Source organism: Achromobacter sp. LC458, from assembly GCF_001005835.2.
GTDB lineage: Bacteria > Pseudomonadota > Gammaproteobacteria > Burkholderiales > Burkholderiaceae_B > Achromobacter > Achromobacter spanius_B.
In genome coordinates this window covers 1-18315 of sequence record NZ_LBHW02000039.1, presented here as the reverse complement: position 1 = coordinate 18315, position 18315 = coordinate 1, and the positions used below count along the sequence as shown (strand labels likewise).

The following is an 18315-nucleotide window of genomic DNA, read 5'->3' as shown; positions in this document are numbered from 1 at the left end:
GCGGCCATGGAAATCTATCAGATCCGCGCTTTCGTCACGGTTGCCCGCCTGGGCAACCTGACGAAGGCGGCCGAAGCGCTGTCCCTGACGCAGCCCGCCGTGACCGCGCAGATCAAGGCGCTGGAACAGAGCCTGGGCGTGGCGCTGTTCGACCGTAGTGGCGGGCGGCTGGCGCTGGCCAAGGCGGGCGAGGTGCTGCTGCCCACGGCGGAATCGCTGCTGGTGCTGGGCGCGCAATTCAAGTCCGAGGCCCAACAGCTGCAAGGCAGCCTGCATGGCGTTGTGGAGCTTGGCGTGCCCAGCGAAAAACCGGATTTCCTGCGCCTGGGCGAGCTGGCCGCGGCCGTCACGCAGCGCCTGCCGCTAGTGGAACTGAAGACGCAGACACTGCCCACGGCCACCTTGGCCGAACAGGTCAGCACCGGGCGGCTGCCGGCGGCGCTGACCATCGCGGCCAATCCCCCGCGTGGCGTATTGTGGCTGCCGCTGCGCAGCGTGCGCTATCGCATCGCGCTGCCCCACGACCATGCCGCGGTGCTAAAGCGCGGCGGCTGGCGCGAAGTGGCGCAGTTGCCGTGGCTGGACGGCCCGTCGGGCAGCCACACGCATCTGTTGCTGCGCGACATGTTTGAACGCCACGGCCTGTCGCCTCGCGTCGTCATGCAGAACGATGACCAGGCCAATTTGGAAGCGCTGGTGCGCGCCGGCGCGGGCTGCGCGTTGTTGCGGGAGGAAACCGCCTTGGCCGGCGCGGCCTCGAATGATTTCATGGTGTGGGGCCAGGCACGTGCCGACGCCATGCTAGGCTTCATCCTGCCCTATGAACGCGCCAGCGAACCCGCGCTGGTGGCGTTAAGCTCCCTCATCCAAACCGTCTGGAAGCCGCGCGCGGCAATCGCACCGGCCCAGCTTTAAGCCTTATTTGCGCATCACAAACGTAATGACTGAAATCTGGTTCATCCGCCATGGCGAAACCGACTGGAATCGCCAGCGCCGCCTGCAAGGCTGGAAAGACATTCCCCTGAACGAATTCGGCGTCAATCAGGCCAGCCTGCTTGCCGCCCGCCTGCGCGAAGACGCGCGCCACACGCCCATCCACGCTATCTATAGCAGCGACCTGCAACGCGCCCATGCCACGGCCGTGCCCGTGGGCGAACAGCTGGGGCTGCGCGTTCGGGTCGAGCCGGGCATCCGCGAACGGGGCTTTGGCGTCCTGGAAGGGCTGGACCACGAACACATCGATGTGCAGGCGCCCGAAGCCGCTGCCGCCTGGAAAAGCCGCGACCCGCTGCGCCCGCTGGATGGCGGCGAGTCCCTGGGGCAATTCCAATCCCGCGTGATCTCCACCGTGGACGACATTGCCAGCCGCCATGATGGCGAGCGCATCCTGATGTTCACGCACGGAGGCGTGCTGGACATCATCTGGCGTCATGCCTCGGGTGTGCCGCTCAATGGCGCGCGCGACGCCGCGTTGCTGAATGTCAGCATCAACCGCGTCGCGGTACAGGGCCGCAAGTGGGAAGTGCTGGATTGGGGCGACGTTGGACACGTGGCCGACGAGGTCGGCGACGACGTGGTGCCGTAAACCTGCCGTAGACGTGCCGTAAGCGCGCGGTAAAGGGCTACCCCGCTTTGCGCGGCTTGCGTGGCGCGTCACGCGCCAACTTGTCGTACACCGCGTTGGGCAACAGGCGCATCAGCTTGGCCACCACGCCCATCTGCCACGGGATCACCGTGTAAGACGTGCCACGCGTAATGGCCGCCTGCGCGCGTTGCGCAAAGGCGTCCGCCTCCATCAGGAAAGGCATCGAATACGGGTTCTTCGCCGTCATGGCGGTCTTGATGTAGCCCGGCGCAATGGTCACCACGCGGATGCCATCGCCCGCCAGCTCCAGCCGCAGGCTTTCGCAGTAGGTCACCACCGCGGATTTAGAGGCGCTGTAGGCGCCCGCCCCCGGCAGTCCACGCACGCCCGCCACGCTGGCAATGCCCACCAAACGGCCCGATCCGGCGGCGCGCATGGCGCCGACAAAGGGCTCGAAGGTGGCCACGGTGGCCAGCAAGTTGGTGTCGACAATGGCTTTGAAGACGTCATAGTCCTCACCGTGCTCGGTCAACGTGCCGGCACTGATGCCCGCGCTGGCGATGACGACATCCACCCTGCCCTGGCAGAACGCAATGAAATCGGCCGCCGCTGCATGCAGCGCGGCACGGTCGCGCACGTCAACCGCATAGCAACGATGGTTGCCCGGCAAGCTGTCGGCCAATTCACGCAACGCGTCTTCGCGCCGGCCCAAGAGACCCAGCGTGGCGCCCGATGCGGCGTACTGCTGCGCCAGGGCGCGGCCCAGGCCACTGCTGGCGCCGGTGATGAAGACTCTGTTCATGGAATCGTCTTAAGCGAATAGGAATGCAGGGATGGAAAAAGGGCGGCCCTGATCAAGGGCCGCCCCGGCATCCTACCTCAAGCCCGCGGGCTTGGCGCTGTCGCGTCAGCCTTGGCCGCTAAGCGATGCGTGCAAGTCCTGCAACGGATACACCTGCAAGCCCAGGCCCTGGCGCAGATACTGCATGCCTTCAACCGCGGCGCGGGCGCCGGCGATGGTGGTGAAGAAGGTGACGCGAGCGGCCAGCGATTGCGTACGGATCGTGCGCGAATCGACGATCGCGTTGCGACGTTCTTCAACCGTGTTGATGACCAGCGCGATTTCGCCGTTCTTGACCATGTCCACGATGTGCGGACGGCCTTCGGTGACCTTGTTGACCACTTGCACCGGAATGCCCGCGGTTTCAATTTCGGCCGCCGTGCCGCGCGTGGCGACCAGCTTGAAGCCCAGGGCATGCAGGCCACGCGCCACTTCCACGGCGCGGGGCTTGTCCTGATTCTTCACGCTGATGAACACCGTGCCGGATTCCGGCAGGCGCACGCCAGCAGCCAATTGCGACTTCACGAAGGCTTCGCCAAAGCTCATGCCCACGCCCATCACTTCGCCGGTCGACTTCATTTCCGGACCCAGGATGGTGTCCACGCCCGGGAACTTCACGAACGGGAACACGGCTTCCTTGACTGAGAAGTAAGGCGGCACGACTTCCTTGGTGATGCCTTGCTTGGCCAGCGTCTGGCCGGCCATGGCGCGCGCGGCGATCTTGGCCAGCTGCAGGCCGGTGGCCTTGGACACGTAGGGCACGGTGCGCGATGCACGCGGGTTCACTTCCAGCACGTAGACGTCGCCGCCCTGGATGGCGAACTGCACGTTCATCAGGCCGCTGACGTTCAAGGCCTTGGCCATCATCGTGGTCTGGCGCTTGATCTCGGCGATGACTTCCGCAGACAGCGAGTAAGGCGGCAGGCTGCAAGCCGAGTCGCCCGAGTGCACGCCGGCCTGCTCGATGTGTTCCATGACGCCGCCGATGAACACGGTTTCGCCGTCGGCCAGGCAGTCCACGTCGACTTCGGTGGCGTTGTTCAGGAAGCGGTCCAGCAGCACGGGCGAGTCATTGCTGACCTTAACGGCCTCGCGCATGTAGCGCTCGAGGTCTTGCTGTTCGTGCACGATTTCCATGGCGCGACCACCCAGCACGTAGCTGGGACGCACGACCAGCGGGTAGCCGATCTCGGTGGCGTGAGCCAGGGCCTCGCCTTCCGTGCGCGCGGTGCGGTTGGGCGGCTGACGCAGGCCCAGCTTGTTCAGCAGCTTCTGGAAGCGTTCGCGATCTTCGGCAACGTCGATGGATTCCGGGCTGGTGCCGATGATCGGCACGCCGTTGGCTTCCAGGGCGCGCGCCAGCTTCAACGGCGTCTGGCCGCCGTACTGGACGATCATGCCGACCGGGTTTTCCTTGTGGACGATTTCCAGCACGTCTTCCAAGGTCAGCGGTTCGAAGTACAGACGATCGGACGTGTCGTAGTCGGTGGACACGGTTTCCGGGTTGCAGTTGACCATGATGGTCTCGTACCCGTCTTCGCGCAGCGCCAGCGCGGCGTGCACGCAGCAGTAGTCGAACTCGATGCCTTGGCCGATACGGTTCGGGCCACCGCCCAACACGATGATCTTCTTGCGATCGGTGGGCGCGGATTCGCACTCTTCTTCGTACGTGGAATACATGTACGCGGTGCGGGTGGCGAATTCGGCGGCGCAGGTGTCCACGCGCTTGTAGACCGGGCGCACGTTCAACTGGTGACGCAGCTTGCGCACTTCGGATTCAGCGGAATCCAGCAGGAAGGCCAGGCGGCGGTCGGAGAAACCGCGGCGCTTCAGTTCCCACAGGGTGGCGTAGTCCAGGTCGGCCAGCGTCTTTTGTTCCAGCGCCAGTTCGATGTCGACGATTTCCTTGATCTGCGACAGGAACCACGGGTCGATGTGCGTGATGTTGTGCACTTCGTCCAGCGTGAAGCCTTGCGCAAAGGCATCGCCCACGTACCAGATGCGTTCCGGACCGGGCTCGCCCAGTTCGACTTGCAGCTTTTCGCGGTCGGTGGTTTTCTGGTTCAGGCCGTCCACGCCCACTTCCAGACCACGCAGCGCCTTCTGGAACGATTCCTGGAAGGTGCGGCCGATGGCCATGACTTCACCCACGGACTTCATCTGGGTGGTCAGGCGCGCGTCGGCGGTGGGGAATTTTTCGAAGGCAAAACGCGGCACCTTGGTGACGACGTAGTCGATCGACGGTTCGAAGGAGGCGGGCGTGGCGCCGCCGGTGATTTCGTTCTTGAGCTCGTCCAGCGTGTAACCCACGGCCAGGCGCGCGGCAACCTTGGCGATGGGAAAGCCGGTGGCCTTGGATGCCAGCGCCGACGAACGCGACACGCGCGGGTTCATCTCGATGACGATCATGCGGCCGTTCTTCGGGTTGACGGCAAACTGCACGTTCGAGCCGCCCGTGTCCACGCCGATCTCGCGCAATACCGCGATCGATGCATTACGCATGATCTGGTATTCCTTGTCGGTCAGCGTCTGGGCCGGCGCCACGGTGATCGAGTCACCGGTGTGCACGCCCATCGGGTCCAGGTTTTCGATCGAGCAGACGATGATGCAGTTGTCCGCCTTGTCGCGGACCACTTCCATCTCGAATTCCTTCCAGCCCAGCAAGGATTCTTCGATCAGCAGCTCGTTGGTCGGCGACGCTTCCAGGCCGCGACGGCAGATCGTTTCGAATTCTTCGGCGTTGTAGGCGATACCCCCGCCCGAACCGCCCATGGTGAAGCTGGGGCGGATCACGGCGGGGAAGCCGGACGTGCCCACTTCCGCGGCGATGCGGCGTTGCACTTCCCAGGCTTCGTCCATGCTGTGGGCCACGCCCGACTTGGCCGATTCCAGGCCGATGTCGGTCATGGCCTGCTTGAACTTCTGGCGGTCTTCGGCCTTTTCGATGGCGTGTTCGTTCGCGCCGATCAGTTCCACGTTGTACTTCTTGAGCACGCCGTGGTGGGCCAGGTCCAGTGCGCAGTTCAGCGCGGTCTGGCCGCCCATGGTCGGCAGCAAGGCATCGGGCTTTTCACGCTCGATGATCTTTTCAACGGCTTGCCAGGTGATGGGCTCGATGTAGGTGACGTCGGCCGTTTCCGGGTCCGTCATGATCGTGGCGGGGTTGCTGTTCACCAGGATGGTGCGATAACCCTCGGCCTTGAGCGCCTTGCACGCCTGTGCGCCGGAATAGTCGAATTCGCAGGCCTGCCCGATGATGATGGGGCCGGCGCCGATGATGAGTATGCTTTTTAGGTCTGTACGCTTGGGCATGATGCAATCTTTACTTTTGGCCGGACATCAGGGCGATGAACTTGTCGAACAGTTCAAGGATGTCGTGCGGACCCGGGCTGGCTTCGGGGTGACCCTGGAAGCAGAAGGCCGGGCGGTCGGTGAGCTCGAACCCCTGCAACGTGCCGTCGAACAGCGACACGTGCGTGACGCGCGCATTGGCCGGCAGGCTGGCCGCATCGACCGCGAAGCCGTGGTTCTGGCTGGTGATGAACACGCGCTTGGACTGGAGGTCTTGCACGGGGTGGTTCGCGCCGTGGTGGCCCGTCTTCATCTTGAGCGTCTTGCCGCCCACGGCCAGACCCATGATCTGATGGCCCAGGCAGATGCCGAAGACCGGCAGCTTCTTGTCCAGGAACACGCGCGTGGCGTCGATGGCGTAGTCGCAGGGCTCGGGGTCGCCGGGGCCGTTGGACAGGAACACGCCGTCAGGATTGAGCTTCAGGACGTCTTCGGCGCTGGTTTGCGCCGGCACCACGGTCAGGCGGCAGCCACGATCCGCCAGCAGGCGCAGGATGTTGGTCTTGATGCCGTAGTCGTAGGCAACGACGTGGAACTTGGACTGGTCGGGCTTTGCGAAACCTTCGCCCAGTTGCCACGTGCCTTCGGTCCATTCCGTCGTGGATTTTTGCGACACGTCCTTGGCCAGATCCTGGCCAGCCATGCCGGCAAAGCCCTTGGCCATTTCAACGGCGCGTTCGGCGTCGGTGCCCACGAAGATGCAGCCGCCTTGGGCGCCTTTTTCTCGCAGGATGCGGGTGAGCTTGCGGGTGTCGATGCCGGAAATGGCGACGATGCCCTGCGCGGCCAGATAGTCGGGCAGGGATTGCGTGGAACGGAAGTTCGACACGCGGGCGGGACAGTCGCGGACCACGAGTCCGGCGGCATAGACGCGATTGGCTTCCACGTCTTCGGCGTTGACGCCGGTGTTGCCAATGTGCGGATAGGTCAGCGTAACGATCTGACCGCTATAGCTGGGATCGGTGAGAATTTCCTGGTACCCGGTCATCGCGGTGTTGAACACCACTTCGGCAACGGTAGCCCCAGGCGCACCGATCGACACGCCTCGAAAAATGGTACCGTCCGCCAGAGCCAGAATTGCAGGAGGGAAGCGGTTGATCCCCTCGGGAAAAAGTTGCGGCAGCACAGTAAACCCCGGTTTTAGAATCGATAATCAAACCTTCGGATTATACCTTGACCGGGCCGATTCCCCGGCGAACCGCGCCAAATAAGGCCAGGATGGGGATTCCCCTCCTTCCCCGGCTTCCCTCTCCCACTCCTGGCTGACGGCCGGACGCCCACGGCAGTGATACGCTAAGGAACCTTCAACCTTAGCCGTCGTGAGCCGTTACTTGTCCATGTCCAGCCAACTTGACGCCCTGCGCAATCACACCACCGTTGTCGCCGACACCGGAGATTTCGAAGCGATGAAGGCGTTGCGTCCCACAGACGCCACCACCAACCCGTCCCTTATTCTGAAAGCCGTACAGCAAGAGGCCTATCGCCCCCTGCTGGAACAGACGGTGCGCGATCACCAGGGCGCCTCGGCGCCCGAGCTGGTCGACCGCCTCTTGGTCGCCTTCGGCCGCGCCATTTTGAACATCGTGCCGGGCCGCGTGTCGACCGAGGTCGATGCCCGCCTGTCGTTCGACACCCGCGCCACCATCGAGCGGGCGCGCGGCCTGATTGCCCTGTATGAAGCCGCCGGCGTGCCGCGCGAGCGCGTGCTGATCAAGATAGCCTCCACCTGGGAAGGCATCCAGGCCGCCCGCGCCCTGCAAGCCGAAGGCGTGCGCTGCAACCTGACGCTGCTGTTTTCGCTGCCCCAGGCCGTTGCCTGCGCCGATGCCCGGGTCCAGCTGATCTCGCCCTTTGTCGGCCGGATCTATGACTGGCACAAGAAGGCCGCCGGCGCCGCGTGGGTCGAGGCCGACAACGCCGGGCCGCAAGATCCCGGCGTGCTGTCGGTGACGCGCATATACCGGTATTACAAACAGCACGACATTTCTACCGAAATCATGGGCGCCAGCTTCCGAAACGTGGGCCAGATCCTGGCGCTGTCGGGGTGCGACCTGCTCACCATCAGCCCGGACCTGCTCAACCAGTTGGCCGGCACGCAAGGCGATGCACCGGCGCAATTGCGCGCCGACGACACGGGCGCGTCAATTGACCGTATCGGCGCGGACGAGGTCAGCTTCCGCACGCTGCTCAATGAGGACGCGATGGCCAGCGAAAAACTGTCCGAAGGCATCCGCCTGTTTGTCGCCGACGCCGTAAAGCTGGATGCACTGATCGACGCACAGCGTCGCTGACCCTCCGGCATTGCGCAAAAAAAGTCGCGTGCCCACGGTTTGGGCACGCGACTTGCTGACATACCTGTTGGCCTGCTGGATGGTGGCCTTAGCGGTGATCGTCCGAATGCACCTGCAACGCTTCCAAAAAGCGCGACACCATGTTGTACGCCGCGACGGTTGCGGTCAGTTCGACAATCAGCTTTTCCGAGCCCATGGCGGCGCGGGCGGCTTCAAACACCGGCTGCGGCACCTGCACGTGGCGCGTCATGGCGTCGGTATAGGCCAACACGGCTTTTTGACGTGGGTCGAACAGCGTTGAGTTTTCCCAATCGCCCAGCGCATCCAGTTGGGCCTGCGACACGCCTTCGCGAAGCGCGATCGGCGCGTGCTGATCGGCCTCGTAAGGCGCGCCGTTAAGCGCGGCAACGCGCATGATGACCAGTTCGCGCAGGTCTCCCGGCAAGCTGCTCAGTTGCCGGATGGAAGTCAAATAGTTCAGCCAGCCTCCGGCCACTGCGGGGCTGTGCAGCAGCATTTGGTACAGATGAAGCACGCTGCCGCGTTCTGCAACGATGCGCTCCACCAGGGGACGTGCGTCGGGATGAGACAGATCGGCGTAGGCAAGACGGGCCATGGAAGCTCCAGATAGGTGACAGGGCTGCAAATGCATACATTCATACAATATATTTGACATAATGACAGCTCATTGCGCGTCCCAGGTACCCCACCCACAATGAATGCGCCGACCCATTCCCCTACGCCAGTCACGCTCGCCAATTGCGATAGCGAACCCATTCATATTCCGGGCGCTATTCAGCCATTGGGCGCGTTGTTGGCGTTCGACTCGGATGGCATTTTGCAGTTTGCCAGCGAGAACGCCCCCACCGTGCTGGGCGCGCCGCTGACGCTGGGCCAGTGCTGCCCAGCGGGCACGCTGCCCCCCAGCCTGGCGCATTGCCTGTCGGCGTGGCTGGACGATCCCGAACCCATCTTCGATCCCCTGACGCTGTCCCTGAACGGCGCCATGTTCGATGTCATCGGCCATCGCAACAGCAATGGGCTGACTATCGTGGAGTTGGAACTGCGCGTTTCGACGGACGCGGATATGGCGGACCCGGCGCGCATCTACCGCAGCATTGAACGCGTCCGGCGCCAACGCGATATCGCCGGGCTGCTGGAGTGCGCCGTGCGCGAAGTGCGCCGCGCAACCGGCTTTGACCGGGTGATGGCATACCGTTTTCATCCGGACGACAGCGGCGAGATCGTGGCCGAAGAGCGCCACGAATCGCTGGAAGACTGGGTGGGTCGGCGCTACCCCGCCGGTGACATCCCCGCGCAGGCTCGCCGCCTGTACACCGTGAATACGCTGCGCCAGATTGCTGACGCCCGATATGCGCCCGTGCGCGTCCGGGGCGCACCGTCCACCAGCGCCACGCCGCTGGACATGAGCTTTTCGGCGCTGCGCAGCGTGTCGCCGATTCACCTGGAATACATGGCGAACATGGGCGTGCAGGCCTCGATGAGCCTGTCGCTGGTGATCGAGGGCAAGCTATGGGGCATGATCGCGTGCCACCACCATGCGCCGCGCCCGATCCCCTACCCCGCCCGGCTCGCTTGCGAAGCCATGGCGCAGGTGCTGTCCGCCGCGGTGGCCAACATCGAAGGCGCCGAACGCGCGGCGCAAGCGCGCCGCAACGCCGCGCTGGTCAGTGAAATAACGGAACGGGTGTCGGCGTCCGAAAACCTGCACCTGGCCTTGTCCGGCGGTCCGGACACGCCCGCCTCGCTGATTCCCAACGACGCCGCGCTGTGCCTGTGGGGCAACAGCGTCACCGTGTTCGGCGGCATTGCCCCGCGCGGTGAATTGGCCGGCATCCTGTGCGCGCTGGACCAAAGCGGACAGCGGGTGGTGCACACCGATAACATCGCCCGCGACTACCCCGAATTGCAAACCGATCTGGTGCCGTACGCCGGCCTGTTGGCGTGCAAATTCGACCCCATGAACAACGGCTGGCTGATCTGGCTGCGCAAAGAACAGGTTGAAACGCTGGTGTGGGGCGGCAAGCCCGAAAAGCAATACGCCGTGGGCAGCCAGGGGCCGCGCCTGACGCCGCGCGGCTCGTTCGAGGCCTGGCGCGAAGTGGTGCGCAATACCTGCACATCGTGGCTGCCGGGCGAACTGGAAGCCGCCGACAACCTGCGCGACGAACTCTCTCACATCGCCACCAGCCGCGCCGCTGACGTAGACCGGGCCCGCACCGCGCTGCTGGCCATGCTAGGCCACGATCTGCGCGACCCCCTGCAATCGATTTCGATGGCGGCCACGCTGCTGTCCAAAACGGATTCGGGCGCGCGCATGGGCGAGCGCATCCGATATTCCAGCGGCCGCATGCAACGCCTGATTTCGCAAGTGCTGGATTTGTCGCGCCTACAGGGCGGCATGGGGCTGGGCATCGAAAAAGGCCTGTGCAACCTCAGCGACCTGGTCAATGGCTTGATCGAGGAAAAGCGCCAGGCCTACCCCGGCTTGCGCATCGAGCCGGACGTGCAACCCGGTCTGGCGCTGATGGCGGACACCGACCGCATCGCCCAGGTCGTGACCAACCTGATGAGCAACGCGCGCCAGCATGGCGCGCCCCGCCAGCCCATCCAGGTGCGGGCGCGGCAAGACGGCGACCACATAGAATTGCAAGTCACCAACCATGGCGCGCCCATTGCACCGGAAGTGCTGGCGCACCTGTTTTCGCCGTTCAAACCCGAGTCGCTGGGCCATTCGCGCAACCGCAATGGCTTGGGACTGGGTCTGTACATCGCCGAGCAGGTGGTGCGCGGCCATGACGGCGACATCTCGGTGCAGTGCCGGGATGGCCTGGTCATTTTTACGGTAAGACTGCCGCGCGAATCCCGCGCCGCAGCCACCCCCTGAAGTATGGAGAACCTTTTGAACGAAGTGCGCGCAGTTCGCGTCCTGCTGGTTGACGACAATGAAATGGGCTCGGAGTTGCTTGCCGAATTCCTGGCGCTTTCCGGCGTGGAAACACGCTGCGCCCCCACAGGCGAAGCCGCTTTGGAAATGGTCGACAGCTTCCGGCCCGAGGCCGTGTTGGTGGACATACTGCTGCCCGACATGGACGGCTATGAACTGGCAACGCGGCTGCGCGCGCGCACCGAATCTCCTCGCATCTACGCGTTAAGCGGCCTGGCTCGCCACGAGCGCCGCGACGAAGACGGCATGTTCAACGGCTGGATCGAAAAGCCCGCGGACCCCGACGCGCTGCTGGCCATCCTGCGGCAAGCGCACTGAGGCCGCCATGTCGACGGCCAATCCCATGAATGCCCTGGTAGCCCAGGGCGTGCGGTTCAAAGTGCTGGCGCAGGTATTTCCCGTGCTGCGCCATGAAGTTGTCGGCCCCTTGTCCAACGCCACGTTGGCCGCCGCGATGCTGCGCCAAAGCCCGGAAGGCGCCGACGCCGATACCTTGCAGCAACGATGCCACCGCCTGGCCGGCGACCTGACCGGCATGCTGGAAGACAGCGTCACCATCGTGCGCGAGCTGGATCAGTGGCTGCTCGATAGCGGCGCAACCACGTCCACGCAGACGCTATTGCGCGAGTGCCGCAAGCTGATGTTCTCGCATCTGCTGCTGTCGCGACACAGCATCGTGTGGCCGGAAGACGTGGCGGATTTGCAGGTGCCGCAATTCACGTCGCGGTATCTGTTGCTGGCCTGGCTGTTGAGCCTGCTGTCCACGTTGCCGGCGGATGCCGCGCTGACGCTGGATTGTTCGCGGGCCGACGTGTGGCACGCGCATTTCCCGGCGCTGCCCGATACCGCCAAGGCGCCTGCCGACGCCCCCGCCGCCTTCCCGCCCGAAGACATTGAACTGCTGGCGGCGGCATCAGGCTGGCGGCTGCAACGGCAGGCGCAATGCTGGTCGCTGCACCTGCCCGTCACCCCTGCCCCAGCATGAGCGGCTGCCTATGATTTCCCCGGTACACCAAGTGCTGCGCGACGGCACCCGCGACAGGCATGAAACGCTGGATCAAGGGCTGGCCCTGACCAGCGGCGACCTGGACCGCGACGGGTATCTGAACTATCTGCGCGCCTTGCTGGGGTGGCTGGAACCGCTGGAGCGCCGCCTGTGGCAGCTGGATTGGCCTGACAGTTTGCAAGCGCACGCCCGTGCCGGCAAAAGCGATTGGATACGCGCGGACCTGGCGGCGGCCGGCGACGCCGCGCCCGTGGCGCACTGCCCCGACGCGCCCCGCGTAAACGCTGCCGATGCCTACGCGCTGGGTGTGGCCTATGTGGTGGAAGGATCACAGCTGGGCGGACGCTTTCTGGCCAAACAGCTGGCAGATATCAGCCCTGCCCTGCCACTGCGCTATCTGCGCGGTTATGGCGAAAACCTGGGCCCAATGTGGAAGAACTTTCTGCATTATCTGGACAGCGAGGCCGGCGCCCAGGGGCGCGAAGCCCGCGCATTGCAAGGCGCGCGCGACGCCTTCGACAGCCTGACGGTCTGGCTGCACAGCCGGCAAGCGCTGCGAACTTGAAGCTGACAGGTGCGCAGCGCCGGCTGACCGACTACAGTTTTTCGGTTTCGCCCGACTTGGGTTGCCACTTCATCAAGCGCTTTTCACCGATGCCCACGATGTAGTCCAGCACCAGCGCAAACGCCGTCAGCACCACAATGCCCGCGAACACGGTGTTCACGTCGAACGTGCCCTCGGCTTGCAGGATCAGGTACCCGACGCCGCTTGCCGACCCCAGATATTCACCCACCACCGCGCCCACGAAGGCCAGGCCCACCGACGTATGCAGGCTGGAGAACACCCAGCTGGTGGCAGACGGCAGGTAGACGTGACGCAGCAGCTGACGCTTGCGAGCGCCCAGCATGCGAGCGTTGTCCAGCAAAGTGGGGCTGACTTCGCGCACGCCCTGGTAGACGTTGAAGAACACGATGAAGAACACCAGCGTGACCGCCAGCGCCACCTTGGACCAGATGCCCAAGCCGAACCACATGCCGAAGATCGGCGCCAGGATGACGCGCGGCATCGAGTTGGCGGCCTTGATGTAGGGGTCAAGGATGGCGCTGGCGCGTGGCGACAGCCCCAGCCACAAACCAAAGCCCAGGCCCGCGATGGTGCCGATGAAAAACGCCAGCACGGTTTCGGTCAACGTCACCCACAAGTGGGTGTAGATGTCGGCGTTGGTGACGAACCAGGCCCAGATGCGGCCCCAGACTTTCAGCGGTTCGCCAAAGAAGAACGCCACCTTGGAATCACGCGACGCAAAATGCCAGACGCCCAGGATGACGACCAGCAGCAACAGTTGCCAGAAGCGCAGGCTGGCGGAACCGGATTTGAATGACTTCGACATACCTCAGGCTCGCTTCTGTTGGGCATAGCCCTTGAGCACTTCTTCGCGCAGCACGGCCCAGATGGCCGAATGCAGTTCAACGAAGCGCGGATGGGCGCGGACCTCTGCCACGTCGCGCGGACGCGGCAGGTCTATGGCGAATTCCCCGATCGGGTGCGTGCCGGGGCCGGCAGACAACACGATCACGCGGTCGCTCATGGCAATGGCTTCGTCCAGGTCGTGCGTGATGAACAGCACGGCCTTGCGCTTGGCCATCCACAAATCCAGGACCTCGTTTTCCATCAACTGGCGCGTCTGGATATCCAGCGCCGAGAACGGCTCGTCCATGAGGATGATGTCGGGGTCGCGGATCAGCGTCTGGGCCAGCATGGCGCGCTTGCGCATGCCGCCCGACATCTGGTGCGGATAGCGGCTTTCAAAGCCGCCCAGGCCCACGCGCCGCATCCATTCGCGGCCGCGTTCCAGCGCTTCGGGGCGCGGCACGCCCGCGAAGTCCAGACCGGCCACCACGTTGTCCAGCGCACTGCGCCAGGGCAAGAGCGCCTCGCCCTGGAACATGTAGCCCGCGCGCGAATTGATGCCCGACAGCGGTTGCCCAAAGACCTTTACCTGCCCGCTGGACGGTGCCAGCAAGCCGGCGCCGACGTTAAGCAGGGTGGATTTGCCGCAGCCGGTCGGGCCCACCACCGACACGAACTCGCCCGGCGCGATGGCCAGGGTCGTGTCGCTGACGGCGGTGTAGCGCTGCGACCGGTCGTCGCGCGAAACAAAGGTGCAACTGATATTTTCCAGCGATAGTGCGGCTTCAGCCATTGGCGTACTTCTCGTTGGCGCGGCGCGCGAAATCGTTGGTCCAGACCTTGGACGGATCAATCTTCGAGCCGTCGAAATCCGCTTGGTAGGCGGCCAGCGCCTTGAGCGCGGTGGCGGCGCCGTCCTCGGGGATCATGCCATTGGGCGACAGGCCTTCCAGGCTCTTGGAAATGGCGGCCTTGTACACGGCCGGATCGCCCAGCAGGTAGGTTTCCGGCACGATCTTGGCGATCTCGTCGGGGCCCGCCTTTTGAATCCATTTATCGGCGCGCACCAAGGCGTTGGTCAGCGCCTGGGTGGTGTTGGGGTTGGCGTCGATGAATGCTTGCGGCGCGTACAGGCAGCCGGCGGGCATGTTGCCGCCGAAGATGTCCTGGGTGTCTTTCAACGTGCGCGTGTCGACAATGATCTGGATATCGCCCGGCATTTCCAACATCGACACCACGGGGTCGGTGTTGGAGATGGCGTCGATCTGGCCACTGCGCAGCGCGGTCACCGCGCCGGCGCCGGCGCCCACACCGATGATGGAAACGTCCGATGCCTTCAGCCCGTGCTTGGCCAGGAAGAAGCTGACCACCATGTTGGTGGACGAGCCCGGCGCGGTCACGCCGATCTTCTTGCCCTTGAGGTCGGCCGGGCCCTTGTAGTTGGGCAGGTTTTTCTTGGACACGCCCACGCCGATCATCGGCGCGCGGCCTTGCAGCACGAAGGCGCGATAGGCCTGGCCCTTGGACTGCATCGACAACGTGTGCTCGAACGCACCGGACACGACATCGGCGCTGCCGCCGACCACGGCTTGCAGCGCTTTGGAGCCGCCGGCAAAGTCCGCGATGCTGACGTCCAACCCTTCGTCCTTGAAGTAGCCACGTGCTTCGGCGATGGACAGCGGAAGATAGTAGATCAGGGGCTTGCCGCCGACGGCGATCTGTACCTTGGTCTTTTCCAGTTTTTGTGCGCGCACGATGGCGGGCGCCAGGCTCATGATGCCGGCGGCGCCGGCGATCTTGAGCAACTCACGGCGAGTAACTGACATGGGGTTGTCTCCTTAGTTGTCGGGTTTACCGATAGCGCCGGTCTTCGCCAGCTCGTCAATAGCCGCTGAATCATACCCCAGCGATTTCAGGACTTCCTCGGTATGTTCCCCTAATTTCGGGCCCACCCAGCGCGTCTGGCCAGGGGTTTCAGACAGCTTGGGAACCACGGCGGGAAGCTTGACGGGGCTGCCGTCGGCAAGGCGATGTTGTTCGATCATGCGGCGCGCCAGGAACTGCGGATCGTTGAACATGTCGGCCACGCTGTAGATCTTTCCGACCGGCACGTCCGCCGCTTTCAGGGTGTCCAGCGCCTCGTCGATATTGCGGCCGTCGCACCACTGCTGGATGGCGCCATCGATCTCTTGGACGCGGCGCGCGCGGCCGTCGTTACGCACCAGATCAGGGTCTTCGGCCAGGTCGTCGCGGCCGATGGCGCGCATCAGTCGGTGGAAGATGGCGTCGCCATTGCCGGCGATGACGATGTTCTGGCCATCGCGCGTGGTGTAGGTGTTGGAGGGCACGATGCCGGGCAACGCACCGCCGGTGCGTTCGCGCACCACGCCGGCCACGTCATATTCGGGCACCAGGCTTTCCATCATGTTGAACACGGCTTCGTACAGGGCCACGTCAACCATCTGGCCCTGCCCCGCCTGGCATGCCTCGCCCGTCTTGCCGTTCCAGCGCCCGCCCGTGGCGTCGCGATGGCGCAGCGCCATCATCGCGCCGATCACGCCATGCAAGGCGGCGATGGAATCGCCGATGGAAATGCCGACCCGCAGCGGCGGCCGGTCGGGGTGGCCCGACACGTAGCGCAGCCCGCCCATCGATTCACCGATGGCGCCAAAACCCGGCTGGTCTTTCATGGGGCCGGTCTGGCCGTAGCCAGACAGCCGCACCATGATCAACGCCGGGTTGATGGCGCGCAATTGCTCAAAGCCCAGGCCCCACTTTTCCAGCACGCCCGGCCGGTAGTTTTCAACCACGACGTCCGCGTCCAGCGCCAGCTTGCGGGCAATTTCCTGGGCACGCGGATCTTTCAGGTTCAGGGCTATGGACTGCTTGTTGCGCGCCTGCACCGTCCACCAGAGCGAATTGCCCTCGTGCAGATGGCGCCAGCTGCGGATGGGGTCTCCGCCGCCCGTGCCATCAGGCCCGTGGGGCGTTTCCACCTTGATGACGTCGGCGCCGAATTCGCCGAAGATGCGCGCGGCGAACGGGCCGGCGATGAGCGTGCCGAGTTCCAGGACTTTCAGTCCGGTCAGCGCTGACATGGTTTGTCTTCCTCACGTTTCGTGCCGCGCCGATGCATTGCCGGGCGGCTATTTTGACGTTGCGAGCCCTGCTTTGCTAAGTGGTCTTGCGCTCCATCAGCGCCCAGGCAATGGTGCCGGCGTCCACGTATTCAAGCTCGCTGCCCGCGGGCACGCCGCGCGCCAGCCGGGTCACGCGCAGGCCGCGTTCGCCCAGCGCTTCGCCCAGAAAATGGGCGGTGGTCTCGCCTTCCGCCGTGAAGTTGGTGGCCAGGATAACTTCCGCGACCACGCCGTCGGTGGCGCGCTTGATAACGCGGTCGAAGTCCAGCTCACGCGGGCCGATGCCTTCCAGCGGCGCCACCCGACCCATCAACACGTAGTACAGACCACGGTAGCCGTGGCTGGACTCGATCATGTTCTGGTCGGCCGGCGTTTCCACGATGCACAAGAGCGAGGGGTCGCGCTTGGGGTTAGCGCAGGTGCCGCAGACCTCGTCTTCAGAAAAGCTGTTGCACCGGGCGCAATGTTTCAGGTCCCGCACGGCGCCGGCCAGCGCCCGCCCCAGCATGTCCGCGCCTTGCGGGTCGTGCTGAAGCAGGTGATAAGCCATGCGCCTGGCCGATCGGACGCCGACGCCGGGCAGGCGCCGGAGCGCCTCGATCAGAGACACCAGCGGTTCGGGTTCAGGCAGTAAAGGATCCATTGCAGCCCAGGGCAGCCTTGCTTAGAAGGGCAGCTTCATGCCCGGGGGCAGCGGCATGCCGGCGGTGACGCCCGCCATTTTTTCCTGCGACGTGGTTTCGGCCTTGCGCAGCGCGTCGTTGAACGCAGCGGCAACCAGGTCTTCCAGCATGTCCTTGTCGTCGCCCAGCAGCGACGGGTCGATCACGACGCGCTTGACGTCGTGGCGGCAGGTCATGGTGACCTTGACCAGGCCGCCGCCGGAGGCGCCTTCGACCAGGATTTCGGCCAGCGCGTCTTGCGCCTTCTTCATGTTTTCCTGCATCTGCTGCGCCTGGCGCATCAGGCCGGCCAGTTGTCCTTTCATCATGATGGATGTTCCTTGAACGAGGGAAATAAGAGAGGGGCCGCCGCGTCAGGCAGCGGCCGGGGGATCAACGTGGCGGATGGAGTCGGGCACGACATACCCGCCGAAATCGGCCAACAAGGCTTGCACAAAAGGATCGACGGCCACCGCGTCTTCGGCGGCCTGCTGGCGCGCGGCGCGTTCGGCCTTGGCCACGGCATGCGCCGTGTCCTCGCCGGTGACGCCGACCTGCACGTCCAGCCGGATGCCCTGCCCGAAATGTTCGCACAAGACGGTTTGCAGGCGAACCCGGCTTTCGCTTTCGGCCAGGGTTTTTACGGCAACGCGCAGGATGATGGCATCGCCCTGCACGCCGGCCCATTCGCTTTGCCGCGCCAGTTCTGCGGCCAGGCCGGTCACGGGCAGGGTCGCGGCCAGCCCGGGCCAGGCGGCTTGCGTCATGTCTTCGATGCGGGCGCGCGACGAACGCTTGCGCGAAGGCGCAGCGCCCTCACGGCGGACGGGGGCCACGGGGGGCGCCACGGAGGGCGCACTGGCCAGCGTTTCAAAACCATCGTCGTCGGGATCGGATGTGAATCCGCTCTCGGGAACAAAGCCGCCTTCGGCTTCAAACGGAATTTCTTCGTCGACCCAGGACGGCGGGCCGTCAGGGTCAGCCTCGGCCGGCGCAGTCGCCAGCACGGCAGCCACCGCGGGCGTCACCGCCAGCGCCGCAGAGCCTGCGGCCTTGGCGG

At 64.6% G+C, this 18315-nt stretch carries 17 protein-coding genes and 1 pseudogene; 7 read left to right on the top strand and 11 right to left on the bottom strand.

The genetic code is table 11. The annotated features are described in order from the left end of the window. Positions 1–6: 6 nt before the first annotated feature. On the top strand, positions 7–915 hold the full coding sequence (locus tag YH64_RS24360) for a LysR family transcriptional regulator (RefSeq protein ID WP_046806898.1): 909 nt from the start codon (positions 7–9) through the stop codon (positions 913–915). Between the two features lie 25 nt (positions 916–940). After that, positions 941–1585, top strand: coding sequence for a histidine phosphatase family protein (locus tag YH64_RS24355; RefSeq protein ID WP_046806899.1), 645 nt, complete (start codon positions 941–943; stop codon positions 1583–1585). A 37-nt stretch (positions 1586–1622) separates the two neighbouring features. Here the strand turns inward: YH64_RS24355 and YH64_RS24350 are convergent, their stop codons facing one another. From YH64_RS24350 to carA, 3 genes are all read right to left on the bottom strand, one after another. Then, positions 1623–2387, bottom strand: a complete 765-nt coding sequence (locus YH64_RS24350; protein WP_046806900.1) for an SDR family oxidoreductase — start codon at positions 2385–2387, stop codon at positions 1623–1625. Positions 2388–2492: 105 nt separating this feature from the next. Continuing rightward, entirely contained in the window at positions 2493–5738 is a 3246-nt protein-coding gene (gene carB, locus YH64_RS24345) for a carbamoyl-phosphate synthase large subunit (protein WP_046806901.1), read from the bottom strand. 10 nt (positions 5739–5748) lie between these two features. Then, a complete protein-coding gene (gene carA, locus YH64_RS24340) occupies positions 5749–6903 on the bottom strand; it encodes a glutamine-hydrolyzing carbamoyl-phosphate synthase small subunit (RefSeq protein ID WP_046806902.1) in 1155 nt (384 codons plus the stop codon). 211 nt (positions 6904–7114) lie between these two features. Here carA and tal point away from each other — a divergent pair, with 211 nt between their 5' ends. Next, a complete protein-coding gene (tal, locus tag YH64_RS24335) occupies positions 7115–8068 on the top strand; it encodes a transaldolase (RefSeq protein WP_046806920.1) in 954 nt (317 codons plus the stop codon). Between the two features lie 88 nt (positions 8069–8156). Here tal and YH64_RS24330 read toward each other — a convergent pair whose 3' ends face one another. Continuing rightward, the gene (locus tag YH64_RS24330) at positions 8157–8684 is read right to left on the bottom strand and encodes a carboxymuconolactone decarboxylase family protein (protein WP_046806903.1); all 528 of its coding nucleotides are present in this window, start codon (positions 8682–8684) and stop codon (positions 8157–8159) included. 99 nt (positions 8685–8783) lie between these two features. On the opposite strand from YH64_RS24330, the gene YH64_RS24325 reads away from it, so the two are divergent. From YH64_RS24325 to YH64_RS24310, 4 genes are read left to right on the top strand one after another with little or no spacing between them, the layout of a single operon-like run. Beyond that, complete coding sequence (locus YH64_RS24325; protein ID WP_046806904.1) at positions 8784–10976, top strand: ATP-binding protein; 2193 nt, start codon at positions 8784–8786, stop codon at positions 10974–10976. A 24-nt stretch (positions 10977–11000) separates the two neighbouring features. Beyond that, positions 11001–11354, top strand: coding sequence for a response regulator (locus YH64_RS24320; RefSeq protein WP_223264912.1), 354 nt, complete (start codon positions 11001–11003; stop codon positions 11352–11354). A gap of 25 nt (positions 11355–11379) precedes the next feature. Then, a complete protein-coding gene (locus tag YH64_RS24315; protein ID WP_255444717.1) occupies positions 11380–12021 on the top strand; it encodes a hypothetical protein in 642 nt (213 codons plus the stop codon). A gap of 10 nt (positions 12022–12031) precedes the next feature. Beyond that, the gene (locus YH64_RS24310) at positions 12032–12607 is read left to right on the top strand and encodes a biliverdin-producing heme oxygenase (RefSeq protein WP_046806907.1); all 576 of its coding nucleotides are present in this window, start codon (positions 12032–12034) and stop codon (positions 12605–12607) included. 31 nt (positions 12608–12638) lie between these two features. Here the strand turns inward: YH64_RS24310 and YH64_RS24305 are convergent, their stop codons facing one another. The 7 genes and pseudogenes from YH64_RS24305 to YH64_RS24275 form a co-directional block, all read right to left on the bottom strand. Further along, positions 12639–13433 carry an ABC transporter permease gene (locus tag YH64_RS24305; RefSeq protein ID WP_006222859.1) on the bottom strand — a complete coding sequence of 265 codons (795 nt, stop codon included), beginning with the start codon at positions 13431–13433 and terminating at the stop codon, positions 12639–12641. Between the two features lie 3 nt (positions 13434–13436). Further along, positions 13437–14246 (bottom strand): ABC transporter ATP-binding protein, encoded by an 810-nt coding sequence (locus YH64_RS24300; protein WP_104144548.1) that lies wholly within the window; start codon positions 14244–14246, stop codon positions 13437–13439. Continuing rightward, positions 14239–15279 (bottom strand): ABC transporter substrate-binding protein, encoded by a 1041-nt coding sequence (locus YH64_RS24295; RefSeq protein ID WP_046806909.1) that lies wholly within the window; start codon positions 15277–15279, stop codon positions 14239–14241. Before YH64_RS24295 ends, YH64_RS24300 begins: the two co-directional genes overlap by 8 nt. Positions 15280–15291: 12 nt before the next feature. Continuing rightward, on the bottom strand, positions 15292–16551 hold the full coding sequence (locus YH64_RS24290) for a CaiB/BaiF CoA-transferase family protein (protein ID WP_046806910.1): 1260 nt from the start codon (positions 16549–16551) through the stop codon (positions 15292–15294). A 76-nt stretch (positions 16552–16627) separates the two neighbouring features. Then, on the bottom strand, positions 16628–17236 hold the full coding sequence (gene recR / locus YH64_RS24285; RefSeq protein ID WP_046806911.1) for a recombination mediator RecR: 609 nt from the start codon (positions 17234–17236) through the stop codon (positions 16628–16630). 21 nt (positions 17237–17257) lie between these two features. Then, positions 17258–17584 carry a YbaB/EbfC family nucleoid-associated protein gene (locus YH64_RS24280; protein WP_006221090.1) on the bottom strand — a complete coding sequence of 109 codons (327 nt, stop codon included), beginning with the start codon at positions 17582–17584 and terminating at the stop codon, positions 17258–17260. A 45-nt stretch (positions 17585–17629) separates the two neighbouring features. Continuing rightward, positions 17630–18315, bottom strand: a pseudogene (locus YH64_RS24275) (DNA polymerase III subunit gamma/tau); the annotation flags it as partial.

What these genes read in the sequence shown, in the direction of transcription:
- YH64_RS24360 (WP_046806898.1), top strand. Translation starts at nt 7, where the DNA reads ATGGAAATCTATCAGATCCGCGCTTTCGTCACGGTTGCCCGCCTGGGC.
- YH64_RS24355 (WP_046806899.1), top strand. Translation starts at nt 941, where the DNA reads ATGACTGAAATCTGGTTCATCCGCCATGGCGAAACCGACTGGAATCGC.
- YH64_RS24350 (WP_046806900.1), bottom strand. Translation starts at nt 2,387, where the DNA reads ATGAACAGAGTCTTCATCACCGGCGCCAGCAGTGGCCTGGGCCGCGCC.
- carB (WP_046806901.1), bottom strand. Translation starts at nt 5,738, where the DNA reads ATGCCCAAGCGTACAGACCTAAAAAGCATACTCATCATCGGCGCCGGC.
- tal (WP_046806920.1), top strand. Translation starts at nt 7,115, where the DNA reads ATGTCCAGCCAACTTGACGCCCTGCGCAATCACACCACCGTTGTCGCC.
- YH64_RS24330 (WP_046806903.1), bottom strand. Translation starts at nt 8,684, where the DNA reads ATGGCCCGTCTTGCCTACGCCGATCTGTCTCATCCCGACGCACGTCCC.
- YH64_RS24325 (WP_046806904.1), top strand. Translation starts at nt 8,784, where the DNA reads ATGAATGCGCCGACCCATTCCCCTACGCCAGTCACGCTCGCCAATTGC.
- YH64_RS24315 (WP_255444717.1), top strand. Translation starts at nt 11,380, where the DNA reads ATGAATGCCCTGGTAGCCCAGGGCGTGCGGTTCAAAGTGCTGGCGCAG.
- YH64_RS24310 (WP_046806907.1), top strand. Translation starts at nt 12,032, where the DNA reads ATGATTTCCCCGGTACACCAAGTGCTGCGCGACGGCACCCGCGACAGG.
- YH64_RS24305 (WP_006222859.1), bottom strand. Translation starts at nt 13,433, where the DNA reads ATGTCGAAGTCATTCAAATCCGGTTCCGCCAGCCTGCGCTTCTGGCAA.
- YH64_RS24300 (WP_104144548.1), bottom strand. Translation starts at nt 14,246, where the DNA reads ATGGCTGAAGCCGCACTATCGCTGGAAAATATCAGTTGCACCTTTGTT.
- YH64_RS24295 (WP_046806909.1), bottom strand. Translation starts at nt 15,279, where the DNA reads ATGTCAGTTACTCGCCGTGAGTTGCTCAAGATCGCCGGCGCCGCCGGC.
- YH64_RS24290 (WP_046806910.1), bottom strand. Translation starts at nt 16,551, where the DNA reads ATGTCAGCGCTGACCGGACTGAAAGTCCTGGAACTCGGCACGCTCATC.
- recR (WP_046806911.1), bottom strand. Translation starts at nt 17,236, where the DNA reads ATGGATCCTTTACTGCCTGAACCCGAACCGCTGGTGTCTCTGATCGAG.
- YH64_RS24280 (WP_006221090.1), bottom strand. Translation starts at nt 17,584, where the DNA reads ATGATGAAAGGACAACTGGCCGGCCTGATGCGCCAGGCGCAGCAGATG.